The organism is Flavivirga algicola, assembly GCF_012910715.1.
In the GTDB taxonomy this organism is placed as follows: Bacteria; Bacteroidota; Bacteroidia; order Flavobacteriales; family Flavobacteriaceae; genus Flavivirga; species Flavivirga algicola.
Genome location: NZ_JABBHF010000012.1, coordinates 91,432 through 103,645 on the forward strand (window position 1 = coordinate 91,432; position 12,214 = coordinate 103,645).

General features: G+C 31.3%; 15 protein-coding genes. 6 read left to right on the forward strand and 9 right to left on the reverse strand.

Features of this window, described 5'->3' with window-relative positions; all coding sequences use genetic code 11:
* Positions 1-8: 8 nt before the first annotated feature.
* The 4 genes from HHX25_RS18180 to HHX25_RS18195 form a co-directional block, all read right to left on the reverse strand.
* Positions 9-338, reverse strand: coding sequence for a DNA-directed RNA polymerase subunit omega (locus HHX25_RS18180; RefSeq protein WP_169676446.1), 330 nt, complete (start codon positions 336-338; stop codon positions 9-11).
* Positions 339-350: 12 nt separating this feature from the next.
* Entirely contained in the window at positions 351-1,178 is an 828-nt protein-coding gene (locus tag HHX25_RS18185; RefSeq protein WP_169676448.1) for an outer membrane protein assembly factor BamD, read from the reverse strand.
* A gap of 207 nt (positions 1,179-1,385) precedes the next feature.
* Positions 1,386-2,264 carry a 4-hydroxy-tetrahydrodipicolinate synthase gene (gene dapA, locus HHX25_RS18190; RefSeq protein ID WP_169676450.1) on the reverse strand — a complete coding sequence of 293 codons (879 nt, stop codon included), beginning with the start codon at positions 2,262-2,264 and terminating at the stop codon, positions 1,386-1,388.
* A 1-nt stretch (position 2,265) separates the two neighbouring features.
* Positions 2,266-2,784: a DUF6913 domain-containing protein gene (locus HHX25_RS18195; RefSeq protein ID WP_169676452.1), complete on the reverse strand. Its 519-nt coding sequence runs from the start codon at positions 2,782-2,784 to the stop codon at positions 2,266-2,268.
* 57 nt (positions 2,785-2,841) lie between these two features.
* Here HHX25_RS18195 and HHX25_RS18200 point away from each other — a divergent pair, with 57 nt between their 5' ends.
* Positions 2,842-3,600, forward strand: a complete 759-nt coding sequence (locus HHX25_RS18200; RefSeq protein ID WP_169676454.1) for a 5'-nucleotidase C-terminal domain-containing protein — start codon at positions 2,842-2,844, stop codon at positions 3,598-3,600.
* An 8-nt stretch (positions 3,601-3,608) separates the two neighbouring features.
* Positions 3,609-4,526: a bifunctional metallophosphatase/5'-nucleotidase gene (locus tag HHX25_RS18205; RefSeq protein WP_169676456.1), complete on the forward strand. Its 918-nt coding sequence runs from the start codon at positions 3,609-3,611 to the stop codon at positions 4,524-4,526.
* Here the strand turns inward: HHX25_RS18205 and HHX25_RS18210 are convergent.
* Positions 4,523-5,272, reverse strand: a complete 750-nt coding sequence (locus HHX25_RS18210; RefSeq protein ID WP_169676458.1) for a hypothetical protein — start codon at positions 5,270-5,272, stop codon at positions 4,523-4,525. The two genes, HHX25_RS18205 and HHX25_RS18210, sit on opposite strands and share 4 nt — an antisense overlap.
* A gap of 179 nt (positions 5,273-5,451) precedes the next feature.
* On the opposite strand from HHX25_RS18210, the gene HHX25_RS18215 reads away from it, so the two are divergent.
* Positions 5,452-5,835, forward strand: coding sequence for a DoxX family protein (locus tag HHX25_RS18215; RefSeq protein ID WP_169676460.1), 384 nt, complete (start codon positions 5,452-5,454; stop codon positions 5,833-5,835).
* A gap of 10 nt (positions 5,836-5,845) precedes the next feature.
* Here HHX25_RS18215 and HHX25_RS18220 read toward each other — a convergent pair whose 3' ends face one another.
* The 4 genes from HHX25_RS18220 to HHX25_RS18235 form a co-directional block, all read right to left on the reverse strand.
* Positions 5,846-6,592 carry a hypothetical protein gene (locus HHX25_RS18220; RefSeq protein WP_169676462.1) on the reverse strand — a complete coding sequence of 249 codons (747 nt, stop codon included), beginning with the start codon at positions 6,590-6,592 and terminating at the stop codon, positions 5,846-5,848.
* A gap of 109 nt (positions 6,593-6,701) precedes the next feature.
* The gene (gene ligA / locus HHX25_RS18225) at positions 6,702-8,702 is read right to left on the reverse strand and encodes an NAD-dependent DNA ligase LigA (RefSeq protein WP_169676464.1); all 2,001 of its coding nucleotides are present in this window, start codon (positions 8,700-8,702) and stop codon (positions 6,702-6,704) included.
* Positions 8,683-9,588: a peptide chain release factor N(5)-glutamine methyltransferase gene (prmC, locus tag HHX25_RS18230; protein ID WP_240964571.1), complete on the reverse strand. Its 906-nt coding sequence runs from the start codon at positions 9,586-9,588 to the stop codon at positions 8,683-8,685. Before prmC ends, ligA begins: the two co-directional genes overlap by 20 nt.
* On the reverse strand, positions 9,567-10,058 hold the full coding sequence (locus HHX25_RS18235) for a GNAT family N-acetyltransferase (protein WP_169676466.1): 492 nt from the start codon (positions 10,056-10,058) through the stop codon (positions 9,567-9,569). The genes prmC and HHX25_RS18235 overlap by 22 nt, the downstream gene beginning before the upstream one ends.
* Positions 10,059-10,113: 55 nt before the next feature.
* On the opposite strand from HHX25_RS18235, the gene HHX25_RS18240 reads away from it, so the two are divergent.
* The 3 genes from HHX25_RS18240 to HHX25_RS18250 are packed head-to-tail and all read left to right on the forward strand — an operon-like array spanning position 10,114 to position 12,185.
* Positions 10,114-10,569, forward strand: coding sequence for a hypothetical protein (locus HHX25_RS18240; protein ID WP_169676468.1), 456 nt, complete (start codon positions 10,114-10,116; stop codon positions 10,567-10,569).
* 4 nt (positions 10,570-10,573) lie between these two features.
* Entirely contained in the window at positions 10,574-11,578 is a 1,005-nt protein-coding gene (gene ribD, locus HHX25_RS18245; protein ID WP_169676470.1) for a bifunctional diaminohydroxyphosphoribosylaminopyrimidine deaminase/5-amino-6-(5-phosphoribosylamino)uracil reductase RibD, read from the forward strand.
* Entirely contained in the window at positions 11,571-12,185 is a 615-nt protein-coding gene (locus HHX25_RS18250) for an HAD family hydrolase (RefSeq protein WP_169676472.1), read from the forward strand. The genes ribD and HHX25_RS18250 overlap by 8 nt, the downstream gene beginning before the upstream one ends.
* The last annotated feature ends 29 nt before the right edge of the window (positions 12,186-12,214 follow it).

Consider the following 12,214-nt stretch of genomic DNA (forward strand, 5'->3'; position numbering starts at 1 on the left):
TTAAAAATTTATTCCTGAGAATCTTCCTCAGTATTTCTAAAATAAATTTTATCGGTTAACCATTCTTGAACAGCTAATGCATGAGGTTTTGGTAACTTTTCGTAAAATTTAGAAACCTCTATTTGCTCTTTATTTTCAAAGATTTCTTCAAGACTATCATTATAAGTAGCAAATTCGTCTAGCTTATCGATAAGTTCCTTTTTAATCTCTGTGTTAATTTGCTCTGCACGTCTTGCGATTATAGAAATTGACTCGTAGATATTTTCTGTTGGCTCGTCAATTTGATTTCTGTCGTACGTTACAGTATTAACAGGAGCATTGGTTTTTTTTAAATCCATTGTCATTATTATTTAACTTTTAGTGCTATAACTTTTTAATTCTTCATCTAAGGTTGTTGCCATGTCATCTGCATCTTCTATATACTTTGAGTCAGCATATAATTTCTTAAATGAAGCATAATATTCTTTTGCTGTTTTAAGACGGTTCTTTTTTAAAGGTACAATACCATCTAGTGTCTTTTTGTACTCTCTACTATTAATAGCTAATTTGAAAGCAGAATCTAACCTATAAAACAAAGCTTCTTCACGTAATTCTGATCCAGGGAAATCGAAAACAAAATTATCGAACGATTTAATAGATGCTGGAAAATCTGAAATCTGATTGTATTGCTTTGCAATGCTAAAGGCTTTCTTTTCTAGTTTAAAATCTAACTCTTTAACTAATTTGTTTGCCTCAGAAAGATGTTCAGACTCAGGAAATAAATTTATAAATTCCTGAAGTTTCTCTATGGCTTCTTTTGTTTCCTTCTGGTCTTTACTATAAACAGGAGACAACATGTAATAACTCTTAGCACTCAAAAAAGAAGCTTCTTCTAGTTTCTCGCTTTTTGGGTAACTCGTTACAAAACGCTCAAATTGATAACCTGAAATATAATAATCTTTCATTTTATAAAATGAGTTAGAATACAAATACATCAATTTTTCAGCTTGTGGTTTCCCCCTATAATTTGGTACAATTTGAGCAAAAAGCCTATTGGCTTTAGAAAACTTTCCCTCATTGTAAAGTGTTTCCCCCAACTTGAACTTGTCAGCTATACTCTCAGATTTTAAGGCCTTTTGATATTCACTACAACTGCTAAAAACAGCAAAAATTATTAATATGTAAAAAAGCTTTTTCATTTGTTATTTTTCACTATTTAAAGGTATCTTATCAAATTTGCGTAGCTATATTTCGAACATCATCGACATTTTAGCCATGCTTATTTCATAGATTTTTAAACAGAATGCAAAATTAAGTTATTAATATGGATTTTAAAAATATTATTTTAAGGCTAAAATAATCGCTTAAACTCAGTAATCATAAGGTTTAAGTATTATTTAACAGTCCTAAAACTCATTTACAAAAGCTCTTATCTTTTCTTTTAACTCGTTAGATGCAGGAACCAGTGGTAATCTTACGCTATCCTGACATAAATTTAGTGCTTCAAAAACAGCTTTTATTCCTGCTGGATTATTCTCTTCAAAAATATAACCAATAATATCCATTAATTTAAAATGATATTTATAAGCTTCTTTAGCTTCTCCTTTTAAACCTAATCGTATCATCTCCGAAAACGCTTTAGGATATGCTTGACCTATAACAGAAATAACACCTGCCCCGCCTGCTAAAACAACTCCTAAAGCCAAATCATCATCGCCCGAAATAATTAAAAAATCTTCTGGTTTATTCTTTAATAACTCTAAATATTGAGATACATTGTTTCCTGCTTCTTTTATAGCTACAATGTTTTCAAAATCTTTAGCTAATCGTATGGTCGTTTTTGTTTCAACATTTTTGGAAGTCCTTCCTGGAACATTATATAAAATAATATCCACAGGCGATGCTTCAGAAATTGCTTTGAAATGCTGATAAATACCTTCTTGTGTTGGCTTGGTGTAATATGGCGACACTGACAAAAGAGCATCTATATTACTTAAATCTGTCGTTTTTATTTCCTCAATAACTGCAGCTGTATTGCTTCCGCCAATTCCCAAAACCATAGGTAAACGCCCCTTATTAGCACTAGAAATAGTTGCTATTACCTCCTGCTTCTCTTGTTTGGTAAGTGTTACGCTTTCTGCTGTTGTACCACAAATTACGAGGTAGTCGGTACCGTTGTCAATATTGAAATTTACAATATTGGCTAAAGCATCATGGTCAACACTTAAATCTGATTTAAAGGGTGTAACCAAAGCAACTCCAGTTCCTAAAAACTTACTGTTCATTCTAAATTTTATTTAATATGGTTAAATATTTAATTGCCTCTTCTTTAAATATGTTAAATTCTTTTAGTTTCGTTTTAATAATTAAATCATTGATACGCTCATCACTTTGTTCAATACCAACCTTAAATTGTGCTTTAGATTTCGCAGTAATCATCTTTAACTCCAAAACATCTTGGGTATAGTAACTTATCAAAGCATCATATTTAGTATCTAAAAATGTCTGTAATTCCACATTCTTGATAACGCCATTCCAACCAAAATCTTTAGGGCTAAAACAAACATCCCATGAGGTTAATGTACTTTTATCGTTTTCAGAAAAAGCAATGATCTTCAATTTATTATCACGAATTTTTAAAAAATCAGCAAACTTTCTAAATAGTTCAAAGTCATCAATTTCATCAATATTTAAGATAACACCCAAGCTCTCAATTTTTTTATCAGTAACATTTACTTGTCGTTCTGATAACAATTTGTTCAAGTGCTTTTTATTGGAATTTTCTTTAAAACCCTTTAAAATCATTTATCTTTATACTTTGCGCAAAGGTAGCAAAAGTACATTCAAAATATCTGTTTATATATGAGGTTAACACATTTTATTTTTTTGTTATATATTTTTACCCTTTTTAGTTGCAAACAGCCTAAATTATGGTTAACAAAAATTGAAGGAAAACAAATTCAAATTACAGACACACTGCCTCTTGATTCTGAAATAGAAGCCTATATAAAACCCTATAGAGACAATATTCAAAAAGATTTAGATAGTGTCTTGGCTTATTCAATTAGGACATATTCTAAATCTGACGGTAAGCTTAACACGGCTATTGGAAACTTTATGGCAGATGCTGTTTACAATGAAGCCAATCCTATTTTTAAAAACAGAACTGGCAAAGACATAGATATGGTATTGCTTAACCATGGCGGAATTCGGTCTATTTTATCAAAAGGTGATGTAACCAAAAGAACTGCTTACGAGTTAATGCCTTTTGAAAACAGTATTGTTGTATTAGAAATGAGAGGCAACCAAATAGATCGTTTGATAAGTTATTTAATTAAAAGAAAAAGGGCGCACCCTATATCTAAGCTCAAATTAACTATAAACGAGCATGATAAAATCGTTGAAGCCCAAATAAATGGTAAAGATATAAAACCCAACAAAGCATATTATGTGGCTACCAATGATTATTTATATAACGGTGGTGATGATATGACTTTTTTCAAAACAAATGATAGCCTTTATATTTTAAATTATAAAGTTAGAAATGCTTTGATTGATCATTTTAAAAAGATTGACACCATTAACCCTGTAATTGATGACAGGTTTATTCAAATAAAATAAAGAGTTAAATGAGACGCAGAGATTTTATACAACAGGCATCGGCAGGAACCGCATTAGTTACAATAGGCGGTATAGGCTTGCAATCTTTTACCAACGCAGCTACCACAAAAAAAATAACAATTCTCCATACTAACGATGTACATAGTCATATAGACGCTTTCGGACCTGAAGATGGTAGAAATGCAAATAAAGGAGGCGTAGCCAGAAGAGCTGGTTTAATTGAATCCATTAGAAATGAAAACCCACATACACTTTTGCTAGATGCGGGCGATATTTTTCAAGGTACCCCGTACTTTAATTATTATGGCGGTGAATTAGAGTTTAAATTAATGAGTAAATTGAAATACGATGCTGCCACTATAGGCAATCATGATTTTGACAATGGCATTGATGGTTTATATGCTCAATTAGAACATGCTGATTTCCAATTCATCTCAGCAAATTACGACTTCTCTAACACCATTATGGACACCCATACCAAGCCTTATAAAATATTTAAAAAAAACGGAATAAAAATAGGTGTTTTCGGACTTGGAATAGAACTGAATGGCTTAGTAGATCCAACCATGTATAAAGAGACCAAATACTTAGACCCTATTGAAGTTACTCAGGACATGACCAGAATTTTAAAAACAGAAGCACTCTGCGACTTAGTCATTTGCTTGTCACATTTAGGATATAATTATAAAAAAAATCCAAATAAAATAAGTGATCTAAAATTAGCTGCGGCTACAAAAGACATTGATTTAATTATTGGTGGCCACACGCATACATTTTTATCTAAACCCACAATTGTCAAAAATATTGAAGAAAAAAATATACTTGTTAACCAAGTTGGATGCTACGGCATTTATCTTGGTAAAATTGATTTTTACTTCGATTCAGATAAAAATATTTCAGCAAATGGCACTTCTATAATTGTTTAAGCCCAAATATTGCCCGAAGCAAATCTTTCTCTTATCTTATAAATAGTCTTTTTATATTTATTATCTGCTATAATATATCTAAAAATAAAGTAAAGCCCTACTCCATAAAGAGTTCTTTGAAGCATTTCAAAACTCCAATGATATAAATAATAAAGATTGATATAATTTAAGATCGTAGAAAAAATTATAAAAATGACTGCGATTAAAAATAATATGGATTGCTTCGATTGCGTATTTAGGTATACACCAAAAGAAACAAAGGCCAATACAATTAAAGACAAGCTTTTTAAACCAAATAAAAGCACTTCCATATTGTCAGGAATAATGACTTTTAATATACTGTATAAAGTGTACAGGAAGAACACATTTATGAGAAAAACACCGAGCAGATACACACCTATTAATTTATCCACTTTTAACAATTTAAATTTAGGGGCTGCTATAGCTATTAAATACAAATAGCTTAAAAAGTAAAGAATGCTGGAGACCTTAACAAAAGTTTCATTTGAAAAAAAAGTTAAGGAAATATCTCCAAGAAATGAAAAGAATAAAAAAGAAATAAAAATAACTCCTAAAGATTTATACTTAACAAGATAAACTATTAAAAAAACGGGAATGAATAAAGCCATTGTCGACTTTAACATTAATGAATCTTGAGAAAAAGTAACAAAAAAACTTATTGCTATTAATCCTAATAAAGCGCCAAGAAACATTTTATCAAAAGTAAGGTTAAGCCAATTTTTCATGATTTCGGGGTTAGTAGGTTATTCCAAATATAAAAATATAATTCAATTTCAACGATAAAAACATACTTTTTATCGATTTTTAATTAAAAAAAAGTCGTTTGTCTATAAAATTTAACGGAGCATTGATATGTAACCACAAAAATTGCGTCTAAATTTAAAGTTTATAAATTTCGTACAAAATGAAAAAATATTTCACACTAGCCCTAAGAATAATAGTTGCCGTTATTTTAATACAGACACTGCGCTTTAAATTTACTGCGCACCCTGATAGCGTTTATATTTTTAGTCAAATTGGCTTAGAACCCTATGGCCGAATTGGCATTGGGGTTATAGAACTTATTGCAGGCATTTTATTGCTTATACCAAAAACGATATGGATAGGTGCCACACTTACTTTAGGCGTTATTGGCGGGGCTATTTTTATGCATTTAGCACGACTTGGAATTGAAGTAAATAATGATGGAGGTGTTTTATTTATTACTGCAATTGTTACATTTATTCTTTCTGCAATAATTCTTTATATATACAAAAACGATCTGCCTTTTATTAAAAAAACATCTTAGAAGAATTATTTTATTCCATCACCATATATTTTTCCTCCTTATTCAATTCATTTAATAGTCTAGATTGCTGATAGAAAAAGTAAAAAGCAACCAGGGTTAATGTTGTAGAAATAAAATTAAGCAGACTTCTTTGTGCTATATGAAAGTATGCTACTTGCATAACTTCAGAAAACACGATACACAATGATCCTATAAATAAATATAAAGATTTCTTATTGTCTCTGTAAAAATAATTTAACAAGGCTGCAGACAACAGTAAGAGCATGACAATATTATATATCATTTCTAAATAATATTCACCATTTTCTACTTCTATTCCTATATCGGGCACCAGTATAATTTGTAAAACATATACTAGATATATATTCAAAATAGTTAAAACAACTAAATGAATCTTAAAATGTCTAAGCACATAGTATAAGCTAAGTGATTTACTAATTTTTATAACTAAAAACAAATATGCCAAAATAAACAACCCATTACCTACATAATAATCAATGTCATATAAATTAACTATTTCATTCTGTGGTAAATATTTAATGATTATTCCCATCAAGTCTGAGACTGAATAGCATAAAATAAATAGCGTGAAGAATATATTTTTTCTTTTGGCGAAAAACATATAAATTAGCGCTATTAATGGAGTGATTAAGTAGTCTAAATTAAATGCAAGAGATTCACTGCCATTAAATTCGAAAACGGTAAATAATACATATACTAATAAAACTAAACCTACCAAGACTTTCGACTTGTACATAATAGCTACTTTTGATTGTTGCACAAATATAGATAATTTTCAGTAATTAGACAGCAAAAAATTACTTTTTATCGATTAAAAAATGTATTTCATCGATTTTTTTGATGATTTATTGTATTTTTTGTAAAAATTCCCCTTCATTTAATATTATTACACCTAATTTGTCAGCTTTTTCCTTTTTACTAGGCCCCATATTGCTTCCCGCAACGATATAACTTGTTTTTGATGAGATAGAACTACTTAACTTGCCTCCATTATCTTCAATTAGTTTTTTAAGCTCATTTCTCGATACACTTTCAAAAACTCCAGATACTACAATAGTATCCCCTTCCAATATACTGGTTTGCCCCATTAATTGTTCGGCAGACAATTCTAGTTGCACCCCAAAATGACGTAATCTATTGATGATATTTAAGTTTGTTTCTGAGCTAAAAAACATATTTACACTTTCTGCAATCTTAACCCCAATCTCATCAACATTCACCAAATCTTCTTCCTTAGCAAGAGAAATGGCATCAATACTTTTATAATGCTTAGCCAATTTTTTAGCAACTGTTTCTCCTACAAATCGGATACCCAAAGCAAATAACACACGCTCAAAAGGAATCTTTTTGGAAAGCTCAATGCCTTGAATCAAATTATCGGCACTTTTTTCAGCCATGCGTTCTAAAGGAATGACTTCTTCTTTAGTTAATTCATATAAATCTGAATAATTAGTAATCAACCCCTCGTTCACTAAAAGCGCTACGGTTTCACCGCCAAGCCCTTCAATATCCATGGCTTTCCTTGATATAAAATGTTGAATCCTTCCTATTATTTGGGGTTTACAACCATTATAATTAGGACAATAATGCTGAGCTTCCCCTTCTTGCCTTATAAGTTCTGTACCACACTCAGGGCAGTGTGTCACATATTGCGTTTGCCTTAAAGAACTATCTCGTTTACTTAAATCTACCCCCAAAATTTTCGGGATAATCTCACCTCCCTTTTCAACATATACTTCATCTCCAACCCGAATGTCTAATTTTTCTATTTGATCTGCATTGTGCAATGACGCACGCTTTACAGTGGTTCCTGCTAATTCCACAGGCTCTAAATTAGCTACAGGTGTAATAGCCCCAGTACGGCCTACTTGATAGGTAATGCTATTTAGTTTTGTTGAAACTTGTTCTGCTTTAAACTTATAGGCCATTGCCCATCTTGGTGCCTTTGCTGTATACCCCAACTCTTCTTGTTGTTGCAAATTATTTACTTTTACAACAACACCATCAGTTTCATAAGGTAAATCATGACGTTTCTCATTCCAATAATCCACAAACTCTAATACTCCATCAATAGAGTTTACAAGCTTAGCTGCATCTGGTACTTTAAACCCCCATGCTCTAGCTTTTTCTAAGCTTTCTAATTGTGTTTCAATATTTAAATTTGACCCTGTTATATTATAAAGAAAACATTCTAACGGACGTTTAGCAACTTCAGCACTGTCTTGAAGTTTTAAACTTCCCGAAGCTGTATTTCTAGGATTCCTATAAGGCTCTTCCCCTATTTCAACACGCTCCTCATTCATTTTATTAAAACCATCAAAAGGCAATATAATTTCTCCCCTTATATCAAATTTAGCAGGAAAAGCACCTCCTTTTAACTGCAATGGTATCGATTTTATAGTCTTTATATTGGCTGTTATATCATCACCTTGAAATCCATCGCCTCTGGTAACGGCTCTTATAAGAGTACCATTTTCATAAGTCAAACTAATAGATGCGCCATCATATTTTAATTCACAAGTATATTGAATATCGCCATCCACTAATTTTTTAATCCGCGTTTCCCAATCTTGCAAATCTTCTTTGGAATAGGAATTATCGAGAGAGTACATACGATGTTCATGTACTATAGTTTCAAAATTCTTAGTGACCTCCCCTCCAACACGTTGTGTTGGAGAATTAGCATCAAAAAATTCAGGATGTTTTGCTTCAAGCTCTTGAAGCTCCTTAAGTTTTATATCGAAATCGTAATCTGATATTGTAGCATTATCTAAAACATAATAATTATAGTTATGTTCACGAAGCGCTTCTCTTAATGCGTTGATTTTATTTTGAATACTGCTCATTCGTTTTTTCTCCTTTTATCATTCTATCTTTTTTAAAGATATCTTGTTTTAATACTATTTTATTAAAGTTATTCTTTTTAAGTAATTGAATCATATCCTTGCTCAAATATTCATTGATTTCAAAATACAGCAGGCCTTCATCACGTAAATTTCCAAGAGCAAACCGTATTATAGCCTCGTAAAATTGCAATGGATTTTCATCTTTTACAAACAATGCCAAATGTGGTTCGTTATCTATAACATTAGGTTTCATAAACTTTTTTTCCTGCTCTCGGATATATGGTGGATTTGATACAATAATATCAAATTTTAAGTTTTCGTAGTCTGCTATGGAAGTTTTTATGTTAAGAATATTTGCTTCAATAAATTCAATTGCAACATTATTTAGTTTCGCATTTTGTTTAGCTATTTTAAGCGCCTCTCCACTAACATCCAAAGCATAAATTTTAGCATTTGGCAAACGCTTTGCCAAAGAAACAGCAATGCAACCACTACCAGTACCAACATCTAATATGGTATACCTATTTGTCGTAGACTGCTCATTTTTTAACGGCTTTAAAATCCAGTCTACAAGCTCTTCCGTTTCTGGTCTTGGAATCAACACATGATTATTAACCTTAAAAGGCAGCCCACAAAATTCTGTATTCCCTAAGATATATTGTATAGGCTGTTCGTCCTTTAATAGTTGTAAAGCATTTAAAATAGTATCTGGGTTATCAATTTCATAATCGGGATGTAAAGCCAATTGTATCCTTTTCGTTTCATAATAAGCTTCAATTAATATAAAAAAGAAGCTATCGGTTTCTTCTTTCCCATAAATAACATCTAATTCTTTATGAAACAAACCTTGAATATCTTTTAACTTCATAAGTCCTTTATCATCCATACACCACAAGAATAATGACCTGTACTTCCCAATGCTTCCTTTAAATGTTTAAAACCATAGCTTTCATACATGTGAATAGCAGCTTTTAACTGCGATGCAGATTCTATATAACACTTTTTATACCCTAGCTCTTTGGCAAATTGCAAACATTTTTCAAACATCAATTTACCATAACCTTTCCCTCTTACTTTTGGGGAGAAATACATTTTTTGAATTTCACAAACATCAACTTCAAAATCTTTTAAAGGCTTAACCCCTGCACCTCCCATAACCTCTCCGTCATTATCAATAACAAAATAAACATCATTACTGTTTTGATAAGATTCAAACATCCTTGGAGTTTCTTCATCGGTATACGCTGTCCCTTCTAAAGGTATTTTAAACTCATGAAAACAATCTCTAATAACTTGTTCTATTTGTTCATTATCTCCAGACCGAATTTCTCGAATAACTATAGTATCTTTACTCACTTTAAAAAGTATACATTTTATGCAAGTGAAGATACTTAAATCTAAAAATAATAGAATGAGGAAACTTATTATTTTATCAACAATGTTATTTGCTTTTTTAAGTTGCTCTGTTAGTGAAAAACCAGAGTTTTTATATATCGAAAATATTAAAGTAGAAGAATCAACCTCAAAGCATATAACTTTTACTGCCGATGCTTTTTTTAAAAATCCAAATGATATTGGCGGTGCATTAAAAACCGATGAGATAAAGGTTTTTGTTAACGACAATCAAATGGCTACTGTATCGACTAAAAACTTTAAGGTACCAGCAAAGGAAGCGTTCTCAATTCCTTTAAAAACCAAGATTCCAACCGATAGCATTTTTAGCAATAAAAATATAGGAGGGTTGATAGGAAGCTTGTTCAGTAAAAAAATTAAAGTGCAATATAAAGGCGATATTATATATAAAGCATTAGGCTTTTCGTTTACTTATAATATTGACAAAACCGAACACGTGAAGATTAAACTATAATACTTTGGCTACTCACGAAACATACATAAAACGTTGTATAGAAATTGCTAAAAACGGTTTAGGAACTGCTAGACCAAACCCTATGGTGGGTTGTGTTATCGTTCATGAAAATAAAATTATAGGAGAAGGATATACAAGTCCTTATGGAGGCAATCATGCAGAAGTTAATGCTATAAATGCAGTAAAAAACAAATCCTTATTAAAAGAAGCTACGATATATGTTACGCTAGAACCTTGCTCTCATTACGGAAAAACACCACCTTGTAGCGACCTTATTATTAGGTGTAAAATTCCTAACGTCGTTATTGGTTGCATAGATGATAACGTAAAAGTTTCTGGTATGGGGATTAAAAAACTCGCAGAAGCCAATTGCAATGTTACCGTTGGCGTTCTAGAAACAGCTTGTAAAGAACACCATAAACGCTTTTTTACATTTCACAATAAAAAGCGCCCTTATATTATTTTAAAATGGGCCGAAACTAAAGATGGCTTTATAGCACCAAAAAACAGAAAAGAACAGAAACCAGTTTGGATTACCAATAGACATTCAAGGCAATTAGTCCATAAATGGCGTGCTGAAGAACAAGCCATTTTAGTTGGTACAAATACGGTTTTTCAAGACAACCCCAGTCTAACGGTTAGAGATTGGCAAGGCAATAATCCCATTCGAATTGTTATAGATAAAGATTTAAAACTCTCCAATAAATTTTCAATTTTTAACAATAAAGCTGAAACAATTATAATAAACAAGAACAATATCGATTTCGGAAAGCCTATTTCTCAACAAATCAGCGACATTTTATATCAAAACGATATTACATCTGTGATCATTGAAGGCGGCCAAAAAACACTACAGAGCTTTATTGATGAAAATATATGGGATGAGGCAAGAATTTTCACAGGACCTACAGAATTCAAAGAGGGCGTACGCGCTCCTAAGTTTTTGGGCAAGTTAATTTCTGAAGAAGAAATCATGTCCAACACTCTTAAAATTTGTAAAAATGATTAAAACTATTATTTTCGATTTCGGAAATGTATTTATCAATTTAGACATAGAAGGTCACATACAAAATGCTCTTAAATCTTATGGAATTGAATCCTTTTCTGAAGAAATGACAGCCTTTAATTGCTTTTATGAACAGGGGCTTATCTCTACAGACGAATTCCTTGAGTTTTATGCCGAAAACTTCCCAAAACTTTCTAAAAATGAATTAATTGATATTTGGAACTTTATGCTTAAAGACTTTCCTAAATATCGCTTGGATTTTTTGGAAAAGCTTAAATCTGATTCAAAATACGAGCTCATATTATTAAGCAATACCAACGAGCTTCATATTAATTGGATAAAAAAGCATGTCCCTTTTTATGAAACGTTTAAAAGTCTTTTTCATGCTTTTTATTTATCGCACGAAATTCAATTAAGAAAACCGAATCAAGACATTTTCGAATTTGTATTGAGTACGCATAAAATACGCGCAAACGAATGCCTTTTTATTGATGATAGTGCCGATAACATTAATACTGCTAAAAGCCTAGGTATTAATGTTTGGAACATCATGCCAAAAACAGATGATATTACAGACCTATTCCTCATAAAAAAAGACTTGTTTTTATGAGGACTGGTCTTATAATATTATTTTTTCAC

Coding starts and splice junctions, on each gene's coding strand:
- HHX25_RS18180 (WP_169676446.1), bottom strand. CDS start 338: ATGGATTTAAAAAAAACCAATGCTCCTGTTAATACTGTAACGTACGAC.
- HHX25_RS18185 (WP_169676448.1), bottom strand. CDS start 1,178: ATGAAAAAGCTTTTTTACATATTAATAATTTTTGCTGTTTTTAGCAGT.
- dapA (WP_169676450.1), bottom strand. CDS start 2,264: ATGAACAGTAAGTTTTTAGGAACTGGAGTTGCTTTGGTTACACCCTTT.
- HHX25_RS18195 (WP_169676452.1), bottom strand. CDS start 2,784: ATGATTTTAAAGGGTTTTAAAGAAAATTCCAATAAAAAGCACTTGAAC.
- HHX25_RS18200 (WP_169676454.1), top strand. CDS start 2,842: ATGAGGTTAACACATTTTATTTTTTTGTTATATATTTTTACCCTTTTT.
- HHX25_RS18205 (WP_169676456.1), top strand. CDS start 3,609: ATGAGACGCAGAGATTTTATACAACAGGCATCGGCAGGAACCGCATTA.
- HHX25_RS18210 (WP_169676458.1), bottom strand. CDS start 5,272: ATGAAAAATTGGCTTAACCTTACTTTTGATAAAATGTTTCTTGGCGCT.
- HHX25_RS18215 (WP_169676460.1), top strand. CDS start 5,452: ATGAAAAAATATTTCACACTAGCCCTAAGAATAATAGTTGCCGTTATT.
- HHX25_RS18220 (WP_169676462.1), bottom strand. CDS start 6,592: ATGTACAAGTCGAAAGTCTTGGTAGGTTTAGTTTTATTAGTATATGTA.
- ligA (WP_169676464.1), bottom strand. CDS start 8,702: ATGAGCAGTATTCAAAATAAAATCAACGCATTAAGAGAAGCGCTTCGT.
- prmC (WP_240964571.1), bottom strand. CDS start 9,588: ATGGATGATAAAGGACTTATGAAGTTAAAAGATATTCAAGGTTTGTTT.
- HHX25_RS18240 (WP_169676468.1), top strand. CDS start 10,114: ATGAGGAAACTTATTATTTTATCAACAATGTTATTTGCTTTTTTAAGT.
- HHX25_RS18250 (WP_169676472.1), top strand. CDS start 11,571: ATGATTAAAACTATTATTTTCGATTTCGGAAATGTATTTATCAATTTA.